Below are 15,785 nucleotides of genomic sequence, written 5' to 3' on the forward strand. Positions count from 1 at the left end.
ACATGAAAGCCAAGCTCCGGTCACTGCTCGGGATCGAGCCGCTGGATTCGGATCAGATTCTAGAAATACTAGCCCTGGCGAAACGGATGAATCCCGCCCGGCCGCGTACGACGCTTCGTGGCCGGCGAATCGCCCTCCTTTTCTACGAAAATTCAACCCGCACCCGCACCAGCTTTGAAATTGCAGCGAAATCCCTGGGCGCCTCCACGGTCGTGATTCACGCGACCACGGCCAGCATTGAAAAAGGCGAATCGCTCAAGGACACAGGCAGGACGCTGCAATCGATTGTGGACGCTATTGTTATTCGGCATCCTAGCTCGGGCGCGCCGATGCTGCTGTCGCGGCTGATCGAGATTCCCATCATCAACGCCGGAGACGGGATGCACGCGCATCCTTCGCAGGCGCTGCTCGACGCATTCACGATCCTCGATCACAAGAAGAGCCTGAAGGGGCTGAAGATCGTCACGATTGGCGACATCTTCCACAGCCGCGTGGCACGAAGCGACGCCCACCTGTTCAGCAAGTTGGGTGCGAAGGTCGTCTTCTGCGGGCCTGACGTGTTGCTGCCCGACACCGCGACCGAAATGGCTCCAGGGATCGAGATTGTGCGCGACATGGAAGAGGCGATCACGGACGCTGATGTGGTGATGATGCTTCGAGTACAGCAGGAGCGGCTGGCGGGAATGCAGATCAACGTCGATGAATACATTCGGCGTTATCAGCTAACGGCAGCGAAGCTGAAGCTGGCGAAGAAGGACGCAATTGTGATGCACCCCGGCCCGATGATTCGAGGCATGGAGATGACGGACGAGGTGGCGGACTGCAAGCAGTCCGTCGTGCTGGAGCAGGTGCTGAACGGAGTGAAGGTGCGCATGGCGATTCTCGCAACGCTGTTGGGAGGCAAGGAATGAGTTCGATCCTGCTGCGGGGCGGGCATGTTGTCGATCCGGCCAGCAATTTTGATGCTCCGGCGGATGTGTTGTTGCGTGATGGACGAGTGGAGGAAGTCGCCGAACCGGGTAAAACGAGCGGTGCGGCGGATGAGACGCTCGACGTTTCGGGCCTCGTTGTTGCCCCGGGGTTCATCGACCTGCACGTTCATTTGCGCGAACCGGGACAGACCCACAAGGAATCGATCGCGAGTGGGACGGCGGCGGCGGCGGCAGGTGGGTTTACTTCCGTATGCGCCATGCCGAACACGCGCCCGATCAACGACTCTCCTGCGGTCACGCGCTGGATGCAAGACGAAGAGCGCGGCGCCGTGGTGAACGTTTTCCCTATTGCAGCAGCGACACTCGGAAGCCTGGGCGAAAAGCTGAGTGATTATCGCGGGCTGAAGCAGGCTGGAGCCGTGGCGCTGAGCGATGACGGGCGAGCGATTCTCGACGATCATGTAATGCGCGAAGCGCTGGCCATGGCGGCGAAGGTCGGACTTCCGGTGATCCAGCACGCAGAAGACACGAAAATTTCCGGCGGCAATCCGATGAACGAAGGTGCGACCTCGTTCAAGCTGGGATTGCGCGGTCAGCCATCGGCCTCTGAGTGGCAGATGGTCGAACGCGATATCCGATTGACGAGCCAGGAAGGTGGACGGTTGCACGTGGCGCACGTTTCCACAGCAAAGTCGCTGCAGATGGTTCGGTTGGGTCGCGCGTCGGAGGTCAATGTAACGTGCGAGGTCACGCCACACCACTTCCTGTTCACCGATGATTGCTGCACGACGTACGACACGCGTTACAAGATGAATCCGCCGCTGCGCTCGCGAGCAGACCGCGACGCGATGGTTGCAGCACTAGTGGATGGCACAATCGACGCCATCGCGACCGATCATGCTCCGCACGCGCTGTATGAGAAAGAAGTGGAGTTTGATAAAGCCGCTTTCGGCATAACCGGGTTGGAGATTGCAGTGGGAGCGACGATTACTCTGCTGCATCAATCCGTCAAGGTGGGGCTAAAGAGGATCGTGGAGTTGCTTTCGACCAATCCTGCGAAGATTGTTGCGCTGGAAGGCCGAGGCACGCTGGCTGCGGGTTCGGTGGCCGACGTGACGGTGTTCGATCCGAAGAAGCTCTGGACCTACGACGTGACGAAGACTCGTTCGCGGTCGCGCAATTGCCCTTACGACGGTATGCAGTTCTATGGCAAGGTGCTGGCAACAATCGTGGGCGGGCGAGTGGTGTTCAACGAACTATAGGACAGACACAAACATTCTCACTCCGAGAACAAAGGCCTGCGACGAGCAGGCCTTTTGCTGTTAGAGTGAAGTTTCCAGCATGCAAGATGTTGATTCCATCCTGACCTCGATCTTCAGACTCGAGAGTTTTCGTCTGCAGCAGCGAGAAATCGTAAACGACGTGCTAGCCGGGCGCGATGCGCTGGTGGTGATGCCCACCGGGGCAGGTAAAAGCCTGTGCTATCAGTTGCCTGCCGTGGCGCTGCGCGGATTAACGCTGATCGTGTCGCCGCTGATCTCGCTGATGACCGACCAGGTGAGGCAACTGCGCGAGATGCGGATTCCAGCCATGATGCTCTCCAGCGGACAGGGCTGGGATGAGCAGCGCGAAACGATGGCACGCCTGCGCGGTGGTTTTCGCGGATTGCTGTACGTGGCGCCAGAGCGATTTAGCGCGCCGGGATTCTTCTCGATCATCACACAACGCAAGCTGTCGCTGCTGGCGATTGACGAGGCGCACTGCATCAGCCAGTGGGGACACGATTTTCGGCCCGAATACCTGCGGTTGGGTGAAATACGAAAACAATTAGGCAATCCGCTGACGATCGCGCTAACGGCGACAGCCACGCCCGAAGTGCGCAAGGATATCGTCAACTGTCTTGAACTGCAGAAGCCTGCGATTCACGTTACGGGATTCGACAGGCCGAACCTCAGCTATCAATCGATCGTGTTTGAGAAGGCGAAGAACAAGCAGGAAGAGCTGCTTGATTATCTGCGGCGTCAGAAGTTGGGCGGAATTGTGTACTGCTCGACCCGCAAGCACGTGGATGAGATTACGTCGTTGCTGGCAGGCCGTCTGCGCGGACGCTCCATCGTCTCGTACCACGCAGGTATGGATCAGGAAGCGCGAGACACAAACCAACGCCGATTCATTGATCACGACGATGCAATTGTGGTGGCGACGAACGCGTTTGGCATGGGAATCAATAAGCCGAACTTGCGATTCGTGATTCACTACAACCTCCCGGGCAGTTTGGAAGCCTACTACCAAGAGGCGGGGCGAGCGGGACGCGATGGACTGCCAGCGGAGTGCATTTTGTATTTCGCGAAGGCAGACGTGATGACGCAGAAGTTTTTCATCGACAAGATTGGCGAGGGGAACGATCGGCTGACGCCAAGAGATATTTCGACGCTGCGCCGACGGGCAAACAAGCAGCTCGAAGCCATGATGAACTACGCGCAATGGGAGCGCTGCCGACGCCGTCAGATTCTCGAATATTTTGGCGAAGACCGCGTACCCGAAAATTGCGATTGCGACGTTTGCCGTGCGGGCAGACCGGTGTTGCGTGTTACGGGAAAATCGGTAGCGGTGGCAGCGAGTGCAAAATCTGATTCCAAGGCCAAGCAATCAGATCGCATGGAGCACGCTCTCGAAGCTGCGGTGCTTGCGGGAAATGATATGCGACTGGCGCGTCTGAAAGACCTTCGGCGAGATGTGGTGCGGTCGCTGGGGACAGTTTTCTTTCAATACATGCCCGATGACCTTCTGTGCGATCTGATAGCGAATCCGCCGACTACCGTCAAGCAATTGCGCGAGCAGTTTGAGGTGCACGACAAGATTGTTGAGAACTTTGGGCTGCGGTTGCTGCACATCCTGAGCACAGGAAACGGCAAAGCAGCACCGATTGCGGCGAAAGAGATCGCATCGACAATTCTGCAAACGGAGGATAAGCCGAAGCGCTTACGACGAGAATCGCGGGCCAAGGTGGAATCTGCGCAGGAGATCGCCGGTGGCAAAGTGGGAGTGAAGCACGGGCGAGAGGTCGAGGCGCGCTTCGAGAAGCTACGCTCGTTGCGATTGGAGATTGCTCGCAAGCATCATTGGCCTCCGTTTCTGGTGCTGCAGGACGCGACGCTGCTCGAAATCGCTCGCACTCAGCCGCGTACGATGCGCGACCTGCTGGACATCAAAGGTATGGGAAAGAAGCGGGCTGAAAAGTACGGTGAAGCGTTGCTGGAGGCACTCGCCAAGGGGTAGCACCTCCAGCGGACTCGATCTAGGTCTGCTCCAGTGTTGGTGTAGCAGCAAGCATTTTGCTATCCCACCTTAGCCGCGCAAAAAACGCGCGTCGAAGGTGGGGAACCCGAACGTTCCAACCTATTTACTTTTGGTTCCCTTCGAGGGCCGACTGGAGGAATGCGCGCAAGTCTGCGGCTTCGCATCCGGTGGCCATGTGTCCGCAGTCTCCTTTCAACACCAGCAGAGGTACGCCGGCATCGTGCGCGAAGTTGATGCTGTTAATGGGATTCACCATGTGGTCCTGTGCGGCGGTGACAATCGCCATCTTCACCTTGAGCGCCTTGGCGGCCTCGGCAAGAGTTTTGCCAGGGGCGACATCGTGTCCAAGGATGGCCTGCAACTGGCGCACACGATCGTTGCCATCAAAAGTGTCAGCGGACTCGTCTTTCTGAATTGTGTCGAGCGCGATATTCGCAGGAGTGTTCTTGGCTAGGTAGCTGGGAGTGGTGAGGAGAAGCTTGTGAATGTCGGTTGTAGTGCGGAAGTTGGGGTGCCCCTGGTAATTGCCACCCTTAAATTGCGCGTCCTGCGTGATTCCGTTCAACTCGCCGTGCATGAGGATGATGTCATAGGACGTTGGGCGCGGTGTGCCGACAATCGGAATCGCAATGTCGATGAATTCAGGATGGGAAAAAGCCCACTGGTAGGTCTGCATGCCGCCCATCGACACAGCACAAACCGCGTGGATGTGCTTGAAGTGAAATACCTCCGAGAGGAGCCGGTATTGGCTCTCGACCATGTCGCGCATGGTGAACTGCGGGAATTGCATGCGCGGCTGGCGCTTGCTATTGGAAGGTGACGAAGAAACGCCATCGCCGAGTGCATCGACGGCGATGAAGGCGAACTTACCCGGAACCATTATGTTCTTTGCGCCAATCGTCCAGCTCCCGAGACCTTCGGTAGTGCCAAGGAACCAGGTGGGAACGAGCACGACATTGGATCCGTCTGGGGCAGGCGTACCAAATACGCGATAGCCAATGCGGCAGTCGAGAATCGATTGTCCGCTTTCAAGTTTGCAGGTGCCGAGGTCGGCGAATTGCTGACGTCCGTCCTGCGCGAGAGATGCGAGCGAGAGTAAGAGGATAATTGCGAGAACGCGAAGAGATCTCATCAGAACTCCGAAGCAATAGAAAATGGGCAGCAACTCTGCTGCCCATTGTACTGCTCGCATGAGAGATGACTAGCTGATAAGTCCCATGCGCTTTCCGGTCTTGCCGAGGACTTCGAGAGCGCGGTTGAGCTCTTCTTCGGTGTGGGTAGCAGTCACGATGGTGCGCACGCGAGCCTTTCCCTCTGGAACAGTCGGAAATGCGATGCCGGTGCCCATGACGCCTTCGTCGAAGATGGCCTTGCTGAATTCCATGGTGGCGCGGCCATCGCCAATGATGATGGGCGTGATCGGAGTCTCGCTGGCCGGCGTGTTTACGCCGCCAATGTTGAAGCCGAGCAGTCCGAGTTCCTTCTTAAAGAAGCGGGTGTTGGACCACAGGCGCTCCATGAGTTCCGGTTCGTTCTCAAGCACATCAAATGCAGCGATGCAGGCTGCGGTGACTGACGGCGGATGAGACGTGGAGAACAGGAACGGGCGGGCGCGGTGGTAGAGAAATTCGATCAGGTCGCGAGTGCCGCAGACGTATCCGCCGAGAGCGCCTATTGCCTTTGACAAGGTTCCGACCTGGATATCAACGCGGCCATGCACGTTGAAGTGGTCGATGGTGCCGCGGCCGTTACGCCCGAGAACGCCGGAGGAATGAGCGTCATCGACCATCATGATGGCGCCGTATTTCTCTGCCGCATCGCAGAGGCCGGGGAGCGGTCCGATGTCGCCATCCATCGAGAAGACGCCGTCGGTGATGAGCAGCTTGCGTCCGGGGAGATTGGCGACGCTGGCAAGTTGCTCTTCAGCGTGCGCGACGTCCTTGTGGCGGAATACGAGAATCTTGGCGCGGGAGAGGCGGCAGCCATCGATGATGGAGGCGTGATTCAACTCGTCGCTGATGATGTAATCGTCTTTGCCAAGAAATGATGAGACCGTGCCGGCGTTGGCAGTGAATCCGGACTGGAAGACAACGCAGGCTTCGACACCCTTGAACTTTGCGATCTTCTCTTCGAGCTGCATGTGCAGCTTCATGGTTCCGGCGATTGTGCGCACGGCGCCGGAGCCGACTCCGTACTTGCGAGTGGCTTCGAGTGCCGCTTCGCGAAGCTTGGGGTGCGTGGTGAGGCCGAGGTAATTATTGGAAGCGAGGTTGATGACCTTGCGTCCATCTACATGACAAACCGCCGCCTGCTCATCGTCGAGAACACGCAGCTTGAAGTATGTGCCTTTCTGCTTCAGCGCATCGAGTTCGTCCGAGAGAAACGCGAGTGGATTGGTGCGAGTTGTGGACATGAGTTCTCCGTTCAGAATGCGCGGTCAACGCCGTCGGTGTAGAGCAGAATCTTCGAAGCCTTACCAGTATTCAGTAACTCGATTCCCTTGCTGAAGTCTGCGATCGGGATGCGGTTGGTGATGACTGGATGAAGATCGAGCTTCCCAGACTTCAAAAGAGCCGTCATTTGGTACCAGGTCTCGAACATGCGTCGGCCGTTGATGCCGAGCACGGTGGCTCCCTTGAAGATGATGTCGCGTGCGAGATCGAGCTCAAGCGGACGCGACGGAATACCAAGCAGGCTGACGCGGCCTCCGGTGCGCAGAATGTCAAAGCCAAGCTTCACGGCATCCTTATGTCCCGCCATTTCGAGCAACACGTCCACACCGTATCCGCCAGTGTGATCGCGAATGATCGTGCGCACGTCCTCGGTTGCGGGATCGAGCACGAGGTCGGCCTTCATCTGGCGTGCGATGTTGCGGCGATACTCATTCACCTCAATGGCAAAGACCTGTGCAGCTCCGCAGGCGCGGGCAACTGCGATGGCGAAGAGTCCGATCGGTCCGCATCCGGTGATAGCCACGGTCTTCGCAGCCAAATCGCCAGAGAGTGCGGTATGCACAGCGTTGCCGAGAGGATCGAGGATGGAGGCGTATTCGTGAGGTATGGCGGGATCGAGCTTCCAGATATTTGATTCGGGGATGACGACGTAGTCGGCGAAAGCTCCGTCTTTATCGATGCCGATGATCTTGACGTTTTGGCAGATGTGACCCTGGCCTGTTCGGCACTGGAGGCATTTGCCACACGCTACGTGCATCTCGGCGGAAACGAAGTCGCCTTCTTTAACGCTTGTGACTTCGTTGCCGATGGCCTCGACGTATCCGCAAAACTCGTGACCTGGAATGAGAGGCGGCGTGATACGCCCCTGTGCCCATGGATCCCAGTTGTAGATATGAAGGTCGGTACCACAGATGGAAGCGACCTTGACCTTGACCAGAACGTCTGTGGGGCCGACGGCCGGCACAGGAACCTCGCGGATCTCAACGCCCGCTTTCGGCTCGCCTTTCACTACGGCCGCCATTGTTTTTGACATGACAGTTTGCCTCTCGGAGGGTAAAGGATGAGCATCCTCGCCCGACAGCTTGATATAACGGAACCTCTGATTTTAACACCGTGAACTTCGACGATCCTTTGCGCGCTGCGACGGCACAGTTCGCGGCAAGCGCGATAAAGAACGGAATGCGATAGGAACCGCGAAGCTGCACTTGAGACAAGTGATTCGAAATAATGTCATCCGTCAAGCAAAAAGATAAGGAATTCTGTTGACAATTAGAGTAGCTGGCCACAAAATCTTGGACTAGCACTAGTTTGACTGCTAGATGTAGATGGTAAGCAGTAATGCGTAGGAACTCTTCAAGGGAGAAGGTTCCAAACATGGGCCCCTGCGGTACTGGGTGACTCGATGTGTGCGAGGTGGCTAGACCTCGATATTCCCATAGCTCAGTCTCCGCTTGCTCGGCGGAGACTTTTTCATTTGTGTTTGCGACGTTGATGCAGCTCTGCACGCGTGTTACAAAAGCAGAAGATACATAGGAATCGCGATGCCAACAGCCAAACGCAAACACGCCAAGCCGCAAGCGGAGATTGTCATCCCCGACAAGATCTATTTCCGCATTGGCGAAGTGAGCGAGCTGGCCAATTTGCCGACCTATGTCCTCCGTTTCTGGGAGACAGAGTTCTCTCAGCTGAAGCCCACGAAGAGCAGCACGGGACAGCGCATGTATCGCCGCAAAGATGTGGAATACGTCGTTCAGATCCGGCGGCTGCTCTACGAAGAGGGTTTCACCATCGCAGGAGCGCGCGAGAAGCTACGTGAATTGGCGCGTGCAGGCCAGAGTGCAGTTGCTTCGGTGCCGGAAGCAGTGAAGGAGAGCGAGCCGGAGACACCAGTTGCTCCGCCTACACTCTCGTTTATCACAGCGAAACCGGCGCTGAGCGGCAAGGAAAGAATCCTGCAGCTAAGGCAGCAACTCTGCGAAGTTCTCGACCTGCTCTCATAATTTGTAAGCGCACCCGCACCTTAGACCCCGCATCCCACGGGGAATGAAACGCCGTGACTTTCTCGCTGGAATCGCACTGACTGGCGCGGCCGGGACGCTGAAGCTTCCGGCTCAGACTGCCGCGAACGAAGATACTCAGAGCACGCTCCCCGCCTCGGACATCAGCAAAATACCAATAGGAACAGCACCGGGCGAACTGCGCGGCGAAATGCTCTACCGCAAGTTGGGCACTACGGGCGTCGAAGTGTCTGCGATTGGGTTGGGCGGCGCGCATCTTGGTGCGGCGGAGATTACGGACCAGGAAGCGACGCGATTGCTGCACGAGGCCGTCGATCGCGGAATTACCTTCATGGATAACTGCTGGGATTACCACGAAGGGAGAAGCGAACGCCGCATGGGGAGAGCGCTGGCGCAAGGTGGATATCGCAAGAAAGTATTCTTGATGACGAAGATCGACGGGCGCACGAAAGAGGTAGCGGCCGCGCAGATCAATGAATCGCTGAGGCGCCTGCAAACCGATCATGTCGACCTGCTTCAGCATCATGAAATTTTGCGCTTCGACGATCCGGATCGCATATTTGCCGAAGGTGGCGGGATGGAAGCGGTCGTAGAGGCGAAGAAAGCCGGGAAGCTGCGCTTTATTGGATTCACCGGACACAAAGACCCTCGCGTGCACCTGTACATGCTTGAGATGGCTCGCAAGAACGGCTTCCATTTCGACACGGTGCAAATGCCGATCAATGTTTTGGACGCGCACTTCCGGAGCTTTTCGCAATTGGTGGTGCCGCAAGCGGTCAAGGAAGGCATTGCTGTGCTGGGAATGAAGTCAATGTGTGGCGGAACGGGCATTGTGCTGAAAAGTGGCACCGGCGTGGAAGCGATTGATTGCCTGCACTACTCGATGAATTTGCCGGTCTCGGTGGTGATCACGGGAATCAACAAACAGCCCATTCTTGAACAGGCGTTTGAGGCTGCGAAGACTTTCAAACCGATGAGCAGGGATCAGCTCGCTGCGCTACTGAACAAGACACGCGAAGTCGCGATGACCGGCAAGTATGAGCTGTTCAAGACCACAGCGCATTTCGATGGGACAGCGAGGCATCCGGACTGGATGGGTGCGGACGCGGAGCCAGTGCAGAAGATCGCACCCCAACCCGCGGGCTAGACGCCAACCGGATCAGGCCGGGACGCCCTTGATGTAGGCCTCGAGGTGGCGAATGGTTTCGCTCTGCTCGGAGATGATCCAGTTCACCAGATCGCGAATGGAGATAATTCCGACCGGGCGCTCGTGATCGAGCACCGGAAGATGGCGAATATTGTTTTCGCTGATGATCTTCATGCATTCGCCTACGGTGTGCTCGGGAGAAATCGTTATGACCGGTGCACTCATGATTTCTGCGACATGGGTGTCTTTCGAAGATCGCCCCTTGAGGATCACCTTGCGGGCATAATCGCGCTCGGAGATGATGCCGATGAGCCTTCCGTTGACCATCACGAGTAGTGCTCCCACCTGCTTCTCAGCCATCATCGCGATTGCATCGTAGACTGAGCTCTCAGGAGAGATGGAATGGAGAGTTCCGCCTTTCTGTTTGAGGATGGGGACGATCGATTCCGAGAGCTGCATCTTTCACCTCGAGGTGAAAGATGATAACCCGATTCCATAGCTGGTGGGGGTGAGCACAAAGAAATCATGTCAGGCCAGCCGAGGCGCATGACTGTTGCTCGCGGCATCTAAGCCGCAGTGGCGAAGCTTGAACCCGTACCAAAGCGCAACGTGGAGCAGGAAGAGAAATCTCCTGCTGAAGTTCTAAACGAAAGCTCATCCCGGCTCACCGCAGCAGAGATCTACTCAAACGTAGAAGAGAACGCACGCGCTGAACTGGATCGCACAGTGCGCGCTCTGGCCTTTAGCGGGCTGGCTGGCGGGCTGGTGATGGGACTCACCGGGGTCGGCGTGGCGAGCGTGAGAGCTGTGCTGGGTGACTCTGAACCGGCGCAGTTTATCTCTCTTTTGTTCTACCCGTTGGGATTCATCGCCGTCGTGATTGGGCGCGCGCAACTGTTCACCGAGAACACCTTGTATCCAATCGCACTGGTGCTGAGCGAGCGAAGGCATGTGATGAAAACGATTCGGCTCTGGATTATTGTCTTCATCTTCAACGTGCTGGGCGCAATGCTATTTGGCGCACTGGCGGTGAAGACCGGGGCACTGCATCCAGAGGTGGCACAAGCACTGGTTTCGCTCGGACGTGCAGCAGGGGCAGGAGAGCCGATTCACGTTTTCTGGAGCGGAGTGATTGGCGGATGGATCATTGCGCTAATGGCGTGGATTGTCTCCGGAAGCTCATGGACCAGCGGAAAGATCGTGGTGATCTGGTCGCTTACGGTGGTAGTAGGCATGGGACATTTTGCTCACTGCATTGCGAGCAGTGGAGAGATTCTGAGCGCGGTGTTCTCCGGATTCGTGCCGCCCGCGGAGTACGCTCGATGGCTGTTCTTTGCGACCTCAGGAAACATTCTGGGAGGGACGGTCTTTGTAACGCTGCTCAACTTCGGGCAGGTGAGCGATTGCAAGTAACTTTCACAATTTCACAACCTTTTCACAAAGCCATAGCCTGCCGCGTGCCGAAACGATCAAAGGTGGACACCACACGGCAGTTTGAACCCGCATCCTAAGCCTGACGACGATCTCTTACTGAGGAGTTATGCGTGCGCGGATGCTGGCGTTTTTGTTCATGTGGCGGGGCGAGGTATTCACTCTCAATTGCCGTAATCGGAGTCGCGCTGTTGGCCGGGTGCGGAACAGGAAAGAGCAACACTTCATCGACACCTGCACCGCCGGTCACAACACCACCGGTCACGACTCCTGTGCAAGCAAACTCGTGCCCCACTGTCACGCTAGCAATGAATCAAGGACCTAGTACGGGTACGGCGGCTTTTCCGCAGCCTGCGCCGGTGCCTCCGCCCTCGCCGGGAACAACCAGCGCGGGAACGGTCTGTGTCTCGACGCCAGTGAACAACGCGACCGTTACATCACCAGCACACGTGGTAGCGTCGGCAAGCCTTGTGAATCCGATCGATCACATGAGAGTTTACGTCGATGGAACGGCTGTGTATTTCAGCTTTTACAACCAGATCGACGCGCAGATCCTGATGAGCAACGGCACGCACACGATGGAGGTGATCGCGACCGACAAGAGCGGAAACGACACAAGTACTACTTTCCAGTTGAACGTCAACGGGCAGCAGAATGGAACTTTCCCCAATCTGCAACAACTGGCAGGCTGGGAGCCATGCACACAGAACTTTGCGCCGGGACATCCGCGTGCTGGGCAGGTTTGCGCTTCAGGCCTGGGCAACGCTGAATACACCATCACGCAATCGCAGAGCACGCCATCGATGAGCGGATCGTCAACCAAGTTCACAATCGCAGGGAGCACACCCTACTCCAACGAACTGTACACAAACTATTTCGCGGGCGGCGCTGATGTTACCCACTTCACCTACGACTTGTACTTTATGGTTGATCAACCAGAGCGCGCGCAGGCTCTCGAATTTGACGTGAATCAGGCGATCAACAATCAGCGATGGGTGTTTGGAACCGAGTGCAACTTCAAGGCCGATGGAGTTTGGGACGTGTGGGATGGTGCGATCAACAAATGGATCCCGACCAAAGTACCTTGCACACAATTTCCGGCCAACACCTGGATTCATCTAGTGTGGAACTTCGAACGCGTCGGTAACCAAGTCCATTACATCAGCGTTGCGGTCAACGACGAGACCAGCAAGGTGGACATGTATCAGGGCATTAACAGCTTCTGGCCAATGGAAGATATCGATGTCGCCTTCCAGATGGATGGAAACTACGCTCAACAGCCGTACACGGTGTGGCTCGACAAAGTTACGCTGACGGCGTTCTAGGCGGCTTGCTCGCCTTGCGACACACGCAACGTGTTTAGCAGAAGGCGTGCGTTGAGCGCGCCTTTGGGCGTTTCTTCGTGCTTCATGAAGACGTAAATATCACGTTCATCCGCAACACGACCGAGACGCTCAGCCATGGAGTGCATGTCGGCTTCAGAGTAGTCCGACTTTCTGTAGCGATAGTAGGCGAAGCTGGCGGTGTGAACCTCTGGCGATTGCAACTCGTCGCTCTCTGCAATGCATAATGCAACATCGGATTGGCGCATGAGATCGAAGACTTCATCTTTCCACCAGCTCTCATGACGAAACTCGATAGCGGCGCGCTTCCCTGCCGGAAGATGTTGCAGGAATGCACGGAGGCGTTCGACATCGCACTTGAGGTGCGGAGGGAGTTGAAAGAGCACGGGCCCCAACTTGCCAGATGCAGACAATGGTTCGAGTGATTCGAAGAAGCTGGCGATATCAGGACCGACATCTTTCAACCGCTTGATATGGGTTATGCGCTGATGTGCCTTAGTCACGAAACTGAAGTCGGCAGGAGTGCAATTGATCCAGCTTTGGAGCGTCTTCGCTGCTGGCCTTTGACGAAAAGTGAAATTCACCTCTACACAGTTCAGTTGCGTGGCGTAAAAGTCGAGAAACTTCGAAGCCGGAGTCTTCGGCGGATAGAATTCAGGCTTCCACGAAGCGTAAGCCCAACCGGATGTTCCGATGCGAACAGCATTCATCGTTCTCTCCTTTTACCAGCAGCTTGAGTTAGCTGAGATGGATTCACGTCACCTCGGGATGGATAGTCTGAATCTACAGTACATTCCTACTCATCTACACGTATATGTTGCAACAAACTTCTACAAGAGAGAACGCGACCTTGCACAAACCCCTGAATGACAACGCTCTAGATGTTCTGTTTCGCAACGCCCGCACTTACAATGGATGGCTCGATAAGCCCGTTTCAGACGAAACGATCCAGAAGCTCTATGACCTGCTGAAGTGGGGACCAACGAGCGCGAATGGAAGCCCTGCGCGTTTTCTATTCATCCGCTCGAAAGAAGCAAAAGAGAGACTGCGACCAGCACTCGCCCCAGGCAATGTCGATAAAACAATGGCGGCGCCAGTAACGGCGATCGTGGCTTACGATCTGCGGTTCTACGAAAAGCTCACGAAGTTGGCACCGAAGACTCCACAGTTCCGCGATATCTTTGCGAACAATCCTGAAGTCGCCGACGTTACGGCCAAGCGCAACAGTGCTTTGCAGGGTGCATACATGATAATCGCTGCAAGATCGTTGGGACTCGATTGCGGACCGATGTCTGGATTTGATCCGGCCAAGGTGGATGAGGAGTTTTTTGGCGAGAACGTGAAGGATCAGAAGATTTGGGAGGAGTTTGTGCCCGGCACGATCAAGTCAAACTTCCTCTGCAATATTGGCTATGGAGATCCGGCGACTCTGTATCCGCGCGCGCCGCGACTGGACTTCCTCGAAGCGTGCCACCTGTTGTAGTTTTCGGAGTGAGCGAACATACTCCTAAGCTTTGGAAAGAGCTTAGGAGTTCCAGCTGTCTGCGTGCCGCGGTGTATCACTGCTGAAGAGCCGCAGCCGGAGTAAGTCCGTGGCGCTTCATGATTGCAACGAGTTTCTCACGGTCAGGTGGTCCGCCAGCGGAGATGCTGAGCACCTCGGCCGTCTCACGAAAGTATTCAGGACCGATGGCGGCTGGAGTGATCGAGCAGAGTGCCTTGGCATCCTCCGTGCCATTGTTGTCGAAGCGGTGAACGGCGCCGCGTGGAATGCATAACGCCTGCCCCGGCCCAATCTCGATAGCTTTGCCATCGACGGTGAAAGTAAGCACGCCAGAGATGCCGTAGATCGTTTCTTCATAATGGTCGTGACTGTGCGCAGGAGCGGGCAGACGCTGCGCGGCAGGCACGATCAGCTCAAACGCAGCCAAGCTGCCGTTTGAATTCTTGCCTGTAAGCAAGAAGCGCACAAGCGAGTGGTCCCACCTGAATCGTTTCGTCACACGGATTGACATTGAGTGCGAGAGCTGAGCGCATGGAGTCTTCTCTTCCGTCGTAGAAGTGATCTGCCGTCGATGAACTTCGAAGTTAGTTGCTGCTGCTGCGCAACAGGTTGTTCAAATATGGGTTAGAGAACCTACGTACGTTTCAGAACATCGTACTCATGGCTCTGGTGAGCGACGAAGAGAGCCATCGCATATTCGAGCGGTCTGAGAGATGTACAATTGCCACCGTTTATGCAGACGAGAGAAATCTAGGAGGAAGCCATGTTCAAGATTCGCTTCGCCATCCCATTGATGCTCGCATTGTGCTTTTTGCCTGTGAAACTAGCGGCACAAGGTCCGTTCGGGCGCGATTCCGGACAGTACGTGATTTTGAGCGCGCAATATGGGCACGAGCGAAGGCACGTGGACGTGACCGATCGGCTTAGGGATTTGGCACGGCACGATCGGCCTATCAGAGTGAGCAACGACGTTTTCGGGGTGGATCCAGACCCGGGTAGACGGAAGACCCTTCGAATCTACGCCCGCGGCCCGAACGGTCAGGAGCAGATGTTTGAATATCGCGAGGGCGAGGTAGTAGATGGCGCACAGTTCCAAGGATGGCGTGGCGGCAATTGGGGCCATGGAGGCTGGAGCGGTGTATGGGGCGGTGGCGATAGAGGACGCGGCGGTGATGCAGGACAGTACGTCATATTGAGCGCGCAATACGGTTACGAACGCAGGCACGTGGATGTGACCGATCGCCTTAGAGAACTGGCTCGGCAGGACCGTCCGATCAGAGTGGCTAATGACATGTTCGGTGTGGATCCGGCCCCGAACAGACGGAAGACCCTACGCATCTATGCTCGCGGTCCGAACGGACAGGAGCAGATGTTCGAATATCGAGAAGGCCAGATGGTAGATGGAGCCCAATTCACAGGATGGCGTCGAGGTGATTGGGGCCGTGGTGGATGGAGCGGCAGGTGGTAAATCGCTATTGAACAACAGCCCCACTCAACGAAAAACAGCGTTGAGTGGGCCACACGGCAAAGCCAAGGGCGCCGAGCAATATTTGAAGGGTCGGAATATCGGAGAGAAGAATGGTCGGGATGGGCAGATTTGAACTGCCGACCCCTCGCACCCCAAGCGAGTGCTCTACCAGGCTGAGCCACATCCCGA

16 protein-coding genes and 1 tRNA gene are annotated in these 15,785 nt (G+C 56.4%); 9 read left to right on the forward strand and 8 right to left on the reverse strand.

Features of this window, described 5'->3' with window-relative positions; all coding sequences use genetic code 11:
- Positions 1–2: 2 nt before the first annotated feature.
- The 3 genes from AC6IZD_RS17990 (at position 3) to AC6IZD_RS18000 (ending at position 4,211) form a co-directional block, all read left to right on the forward strand.
- Positions 3–911, forward strand: a complete 909-nt coding sequence (locus AC6IZD_RS17990) for an aspartate carbamoyltransferase catalytic subunit (RefSeq protein ID WP_497784951.1) — start codon at positions 3–5, stop codon at positions 909–911.
- Positions 908–2,194, forward strand: a complete 1,287-nt coding sequence (locus AC6IZD_RS17995) for a dihydroorotase (RefSeq protein ID WP_497784952.1) — start codon at positions 908–910, stop codon at positions 2,192–2,194. Before AC6IZD_RS17990 ends, AC6IZD_RS17995 begins: the two co-directional genes overlap by 4 nt.
- Positions 2,195–2,273: 79 nt before the next feature.
- Positions 2,274–4,211, forward strand: coding sequence for a RecQ family ATP-dependent DNA helicase (locus AC6IZD_RS18000; RefSeq protein ID WP_497784953.1), 1,938 nt, complete (start codon positions 2,274–2,276; stop codon positions 4,209–4,211).
- A 124-nt stretch (positions 4,212–4,335) separates the two neighbouring features.
- On the opposite strand, the gene AC6IZD_RS18005 is transcribed toward AC6IZD_RS18000, so the two are convergent.
- From AC6IZD_RS18005 to tdh, 3 genes are all read right to left on the reverse strand, one after another.
- Positions 4,336–5,364 (reverse strand): alpha/beta fold hydrolase, encoded by a 1,029-nt coding sequence (locus AC6IZD_RS18005; RefSeq protein WP_497784954.1) that lies wholly within the window; start codon positions 5,362–5,364, stop codon positions 4,336–4,338.
- A 69-nt stretch (positions 5,365–5,433) separates the two neighbouring features.
- Positions 5,434–6,645 carry a glycine C-acetyltransferase gene (locus AC6IZD_RS18010; RefSeq protein WP_497784955.1) on the reverse strand — a complete coding sequence of 404 codons (1,212 nt, stop codon included), beginning with the start codon at positions 6,643–6,645 and terminating at the stop codon, positions 5,434–5,436.
- A gap of 11 nt (positions 6,646–6,656) precedes the next feature.
- Positions 6,657–7,718: an L-threonine 3-dehydrogenase gene (tdh, locus tag AC6IZD_RS18015; protein WP_497784956.1), complete on the reverse strand. Its 1,062-nt coding sequence runs from the start codon at positions 7,716–7,718 to the stop codon at positions 6,657–6,659.
- A 508-nt stretch (positions 7,719–8,226) separates the two neighbouring features.
- Here tdh and AC6IZD_RS18020 point away from each other — a divergent pair.
- Both AC6IZD_RS18020 and AC6IZD_RS18025 read left to right on the forward strand, forming a co-directional pair.
- Entirely contained in the window at positions 8,227–8,685 is a 459-nt protein-coding gene (locus AC6IZD_RS18020; protein WP_497784957.1) for a MerR family transcriptional regulator, read from the forward strand.
- 43 nt (positions 8,686–8,728) lie between these two features.
- Positions 8,729–9,850, forward strand: a complete 1,122-nt coding sequence (locus AC6IZD_RS18025) for an aldo/keto reductase (RefSeq protein ID WP_497784959.1) — start codon at positions 8,729–8,731, stop codon at positions 9,848–9,850.
- A 12-nt stretch (positions 9,851–9,862) separates the two neighbouring features.
- Here AC6IZD_RS18025 and AC6IZD_RS18030 read toward each other — a convergent pair whose 3' ends face one another.
- Positions 9,863–10,309 carry a CBS domain-containing protein gene (locus AC6IZD_RS18030; RefSeq protein WP_497784960.1) on the reverse strand — a complete coding sequence of 149 codons (447 nt, stop codon included), beginning with the start codon at positions 10,307–10,309 and terminating at the stop codon, positions 9,863–9,865.
- 117 nt (positions 10,310–10,426) lie between these two features.
- On the opposite strand from AC6IZD_RS18030, the gene AC6IZD_RS18035 reads away from it, so the two are divergent.
- A complete protein-coding gene (locus tag AC6IZD_RS18035) occupies positions 10,427–11,263 on the forward strand; it encodes a formate/nitrite transporter family protein (protein WP_497784961.1) in 837 nt (278 codons plus the stop codon).
- 94 nt (positions 11,264–11,357) lie between these two features.
- On the opposite strand, the gene AC6IZD_RS18040 is transcribed toward AC6IZD_RS18035, so the two are convergent.
- The gene (locus AC6IZD_RS18040; protein ID WP_497784963.1) at positions 11,358–11,546 is read right to left on the reverse strand and encodes a hypothetical protein; all 189 of its coding nucleotides are present in this window, start codon (positions 11,544–11,546) and stop codon (positions 11,358–11,360) included.
- A gap of 43 nt (positions 11,547–11,589) precedes the next feature.
- On the opposite strand from AC6IZD_RS18040, the gene AC6IZD_RS18045 reads away from it, so the two are divergent.
- Positions 11,590–12,606 carry an Ig-like domain-containing protein gene (locus AC6IZD_RS18045; protein WP_497784964.1) on the forward strand — a complete coding sequence of 339 codons (1,017 nt, stop codon included), beginning with the start codon at positions 11,590–11,592 and terminating at the stop codon, positions 12,604–12,606.
- On the opposite strand, the gene AC6IZD_RS18050 is transcribed toward AC6IZD_RS18045, so the two are convergent.
- Positions 12,603–13,334 carry a DUF72 domain-containing protein gene (locus tag AC6IZD_RS18050; RefSeq protein WP_497784965.1) on the reverse strand — a complete coding sequence of 244 codons (732 nt, stop codon included), beginning with the start codon at positions 13,332–13,334 and terminating at the stop codon, positions 12,603–12,605. The two genes, AC6IZD_RS18045 and AC6IZD_RS18050, sit on opposite strands and share 4 nt — an antisense overlap.
- Before the next feature lie 140 nt (positions 13,335–13,474).
- Here AC6IZD_RS18050 and AC6IZD_RS18055 point away from each other — a divergent pair, with 140 nt between their 5' ends.
- Positions 13,475–14,107 (forward strand): malonic semialdehyde reductase, encoded by a 633-nt coding sequence (locus AC6IZD_RS18055; protein ID WP_497784966.1) that lies wholly within the window; start codon positions 13,475–13,477, stop codon positions 14,105–14,107.
- Positions 14,108–14,183: 76 nt separating this feature from the next.
- Here AC6IZD_RS18055 and AC6IZD_RS18060 read toward each other — a convergent pair whose 3' ends face one another.
- Positions 14,184–14,639, reverse strand: coding sequence for a cupin domain-containing protein (locus AC6IZD_RS18060; RefSeq protein WP_497784967.1), 456 nt, complete (start codon positions 14,637–14,639; stop codon positions 14,184–14,186).
- Positions 14,640–14,891: 252 nt separating this feature from the next.
- On the opposite strand from AC6IZD_RS18060, the gene AC6IZD_RS18065 reads away from it, so the two are divergent.
- Entirely contained in the window at positions 14,892–15,596 is a 705-nt protein-coding gene (locus AC6IZD_RS18065) for a hypothetical protein (RefSeq protein WP_497784969.1), read from the forward strand.
- A 111-nt stretch (positions 15,597–15,707) separates the two neighbouring features.
- Here AC6IZD_RS18065 and AC6IZD_RS18070 read toward each other — a convergent pair.
- Positions 15,708–15,784, reverse strand: a tRNA-Pro gene (locus tag AC6IZD_RS18070).
- Position 15,785 lies beyond the last annotated feature (1 nt).

The sequence above is a fragment of the Koromonas humicola genome (assembly GCF_059726255.1).

Bases quoted from the DNA above. Each gene is read 5' to 3' on its own strand.
- AC6IZD_RS17995 (WP_497784952.1), top strand. From the start codon at position 908: ATGAGTTCGATCCTGCTGCGGGGCGGGCATGTTGTCGATCCGGCCAGC.
- AC6IZD_RS18000 (WP_497784953.1), top strand. From the start codon at position 2,274: ATGCAAGATGTTGATTCCATCCTGACCTCGATCTTCAGACTCGAGAGT.
- AC6IZD_RS18030 (WP_497784960.1), bottom strand. From the start codon at position 10,309: ATGCAGCTCTCGGAATCGATCGTCCCCATCCTCAAACAGAAAGGCGGA.
- AC6IZD_RS18045 (WP_497784964.1), top strand. From the start codon at position 11,590: ATGAATCAAGGACCTAGTACGGGTACGGCGGCTTTTCCGCAGCCTGCG.
- AC6IZD_RS18065 (WP_497784969.1), top strand. From the start codon at position 14,892: ATGTTCAAGATTCGCTTCGCCATCCCATTGATGCTCGCATTGTGCTTT.
- AC6IZD_RS18010 (WP_497784955.1), bottom strand. From the start codon at position 6,645: ATGTCCACAACTCGCACCAATCCACTCGCGTTTCTCTCGGACGAACTC.
- AC6IZD_RS18005 (WP_497784954.1), bottom strand. From the start codon at position 5,364: ATGAGATCTCTTCGCGTTCTCGCAATTATCCTCTTACTCTCGCTCGCA.
- AC6IZD_RS18050 (WP_497784965.1), bottom strand. From the start codon at position 13,334: ATGAATGCTGTTCGCATCGGAACATCCGGTTGGGCTTACGCTTCGTGG.
- AC6IZD_RS17990 (WP_497784951.1), top strand. From the start codon at position 3: ATGAAAGCCAAGCTCCGGTCACTGCTCGGGATCGAGCCGCTGGATTCG.
- tdh (WP_497784956.1), bottom strand. From the start codon at position 7,718: ATGTCAAAAACAATGGCGGCCGTAGTGAAAGGCGAGCCGAAAGCGGGC.
- AC6IZD_RS18060 (WP_497784967.1), bottom strand. From the start codon at position 14,639: ATGTCAATCCGTGTGACGAAACGATTCAGGTGGGACCACTCGCTTGTG.
- AC6IZD_RS18020 (WP_497784957.1), top strand. From the start codon at position 8,227: ATGCCAACAGCCAAACGCAAACACGCCAAGCCGCAAGCGGAGATTGTC.
- AC6IZD_RS18025 (WP_497784959.1), top strand. From the start codon at position 8,729: ATGAAACGCCGTGACTTTCTCGCTGGAATCGCACTGACTGGCGCGGCC.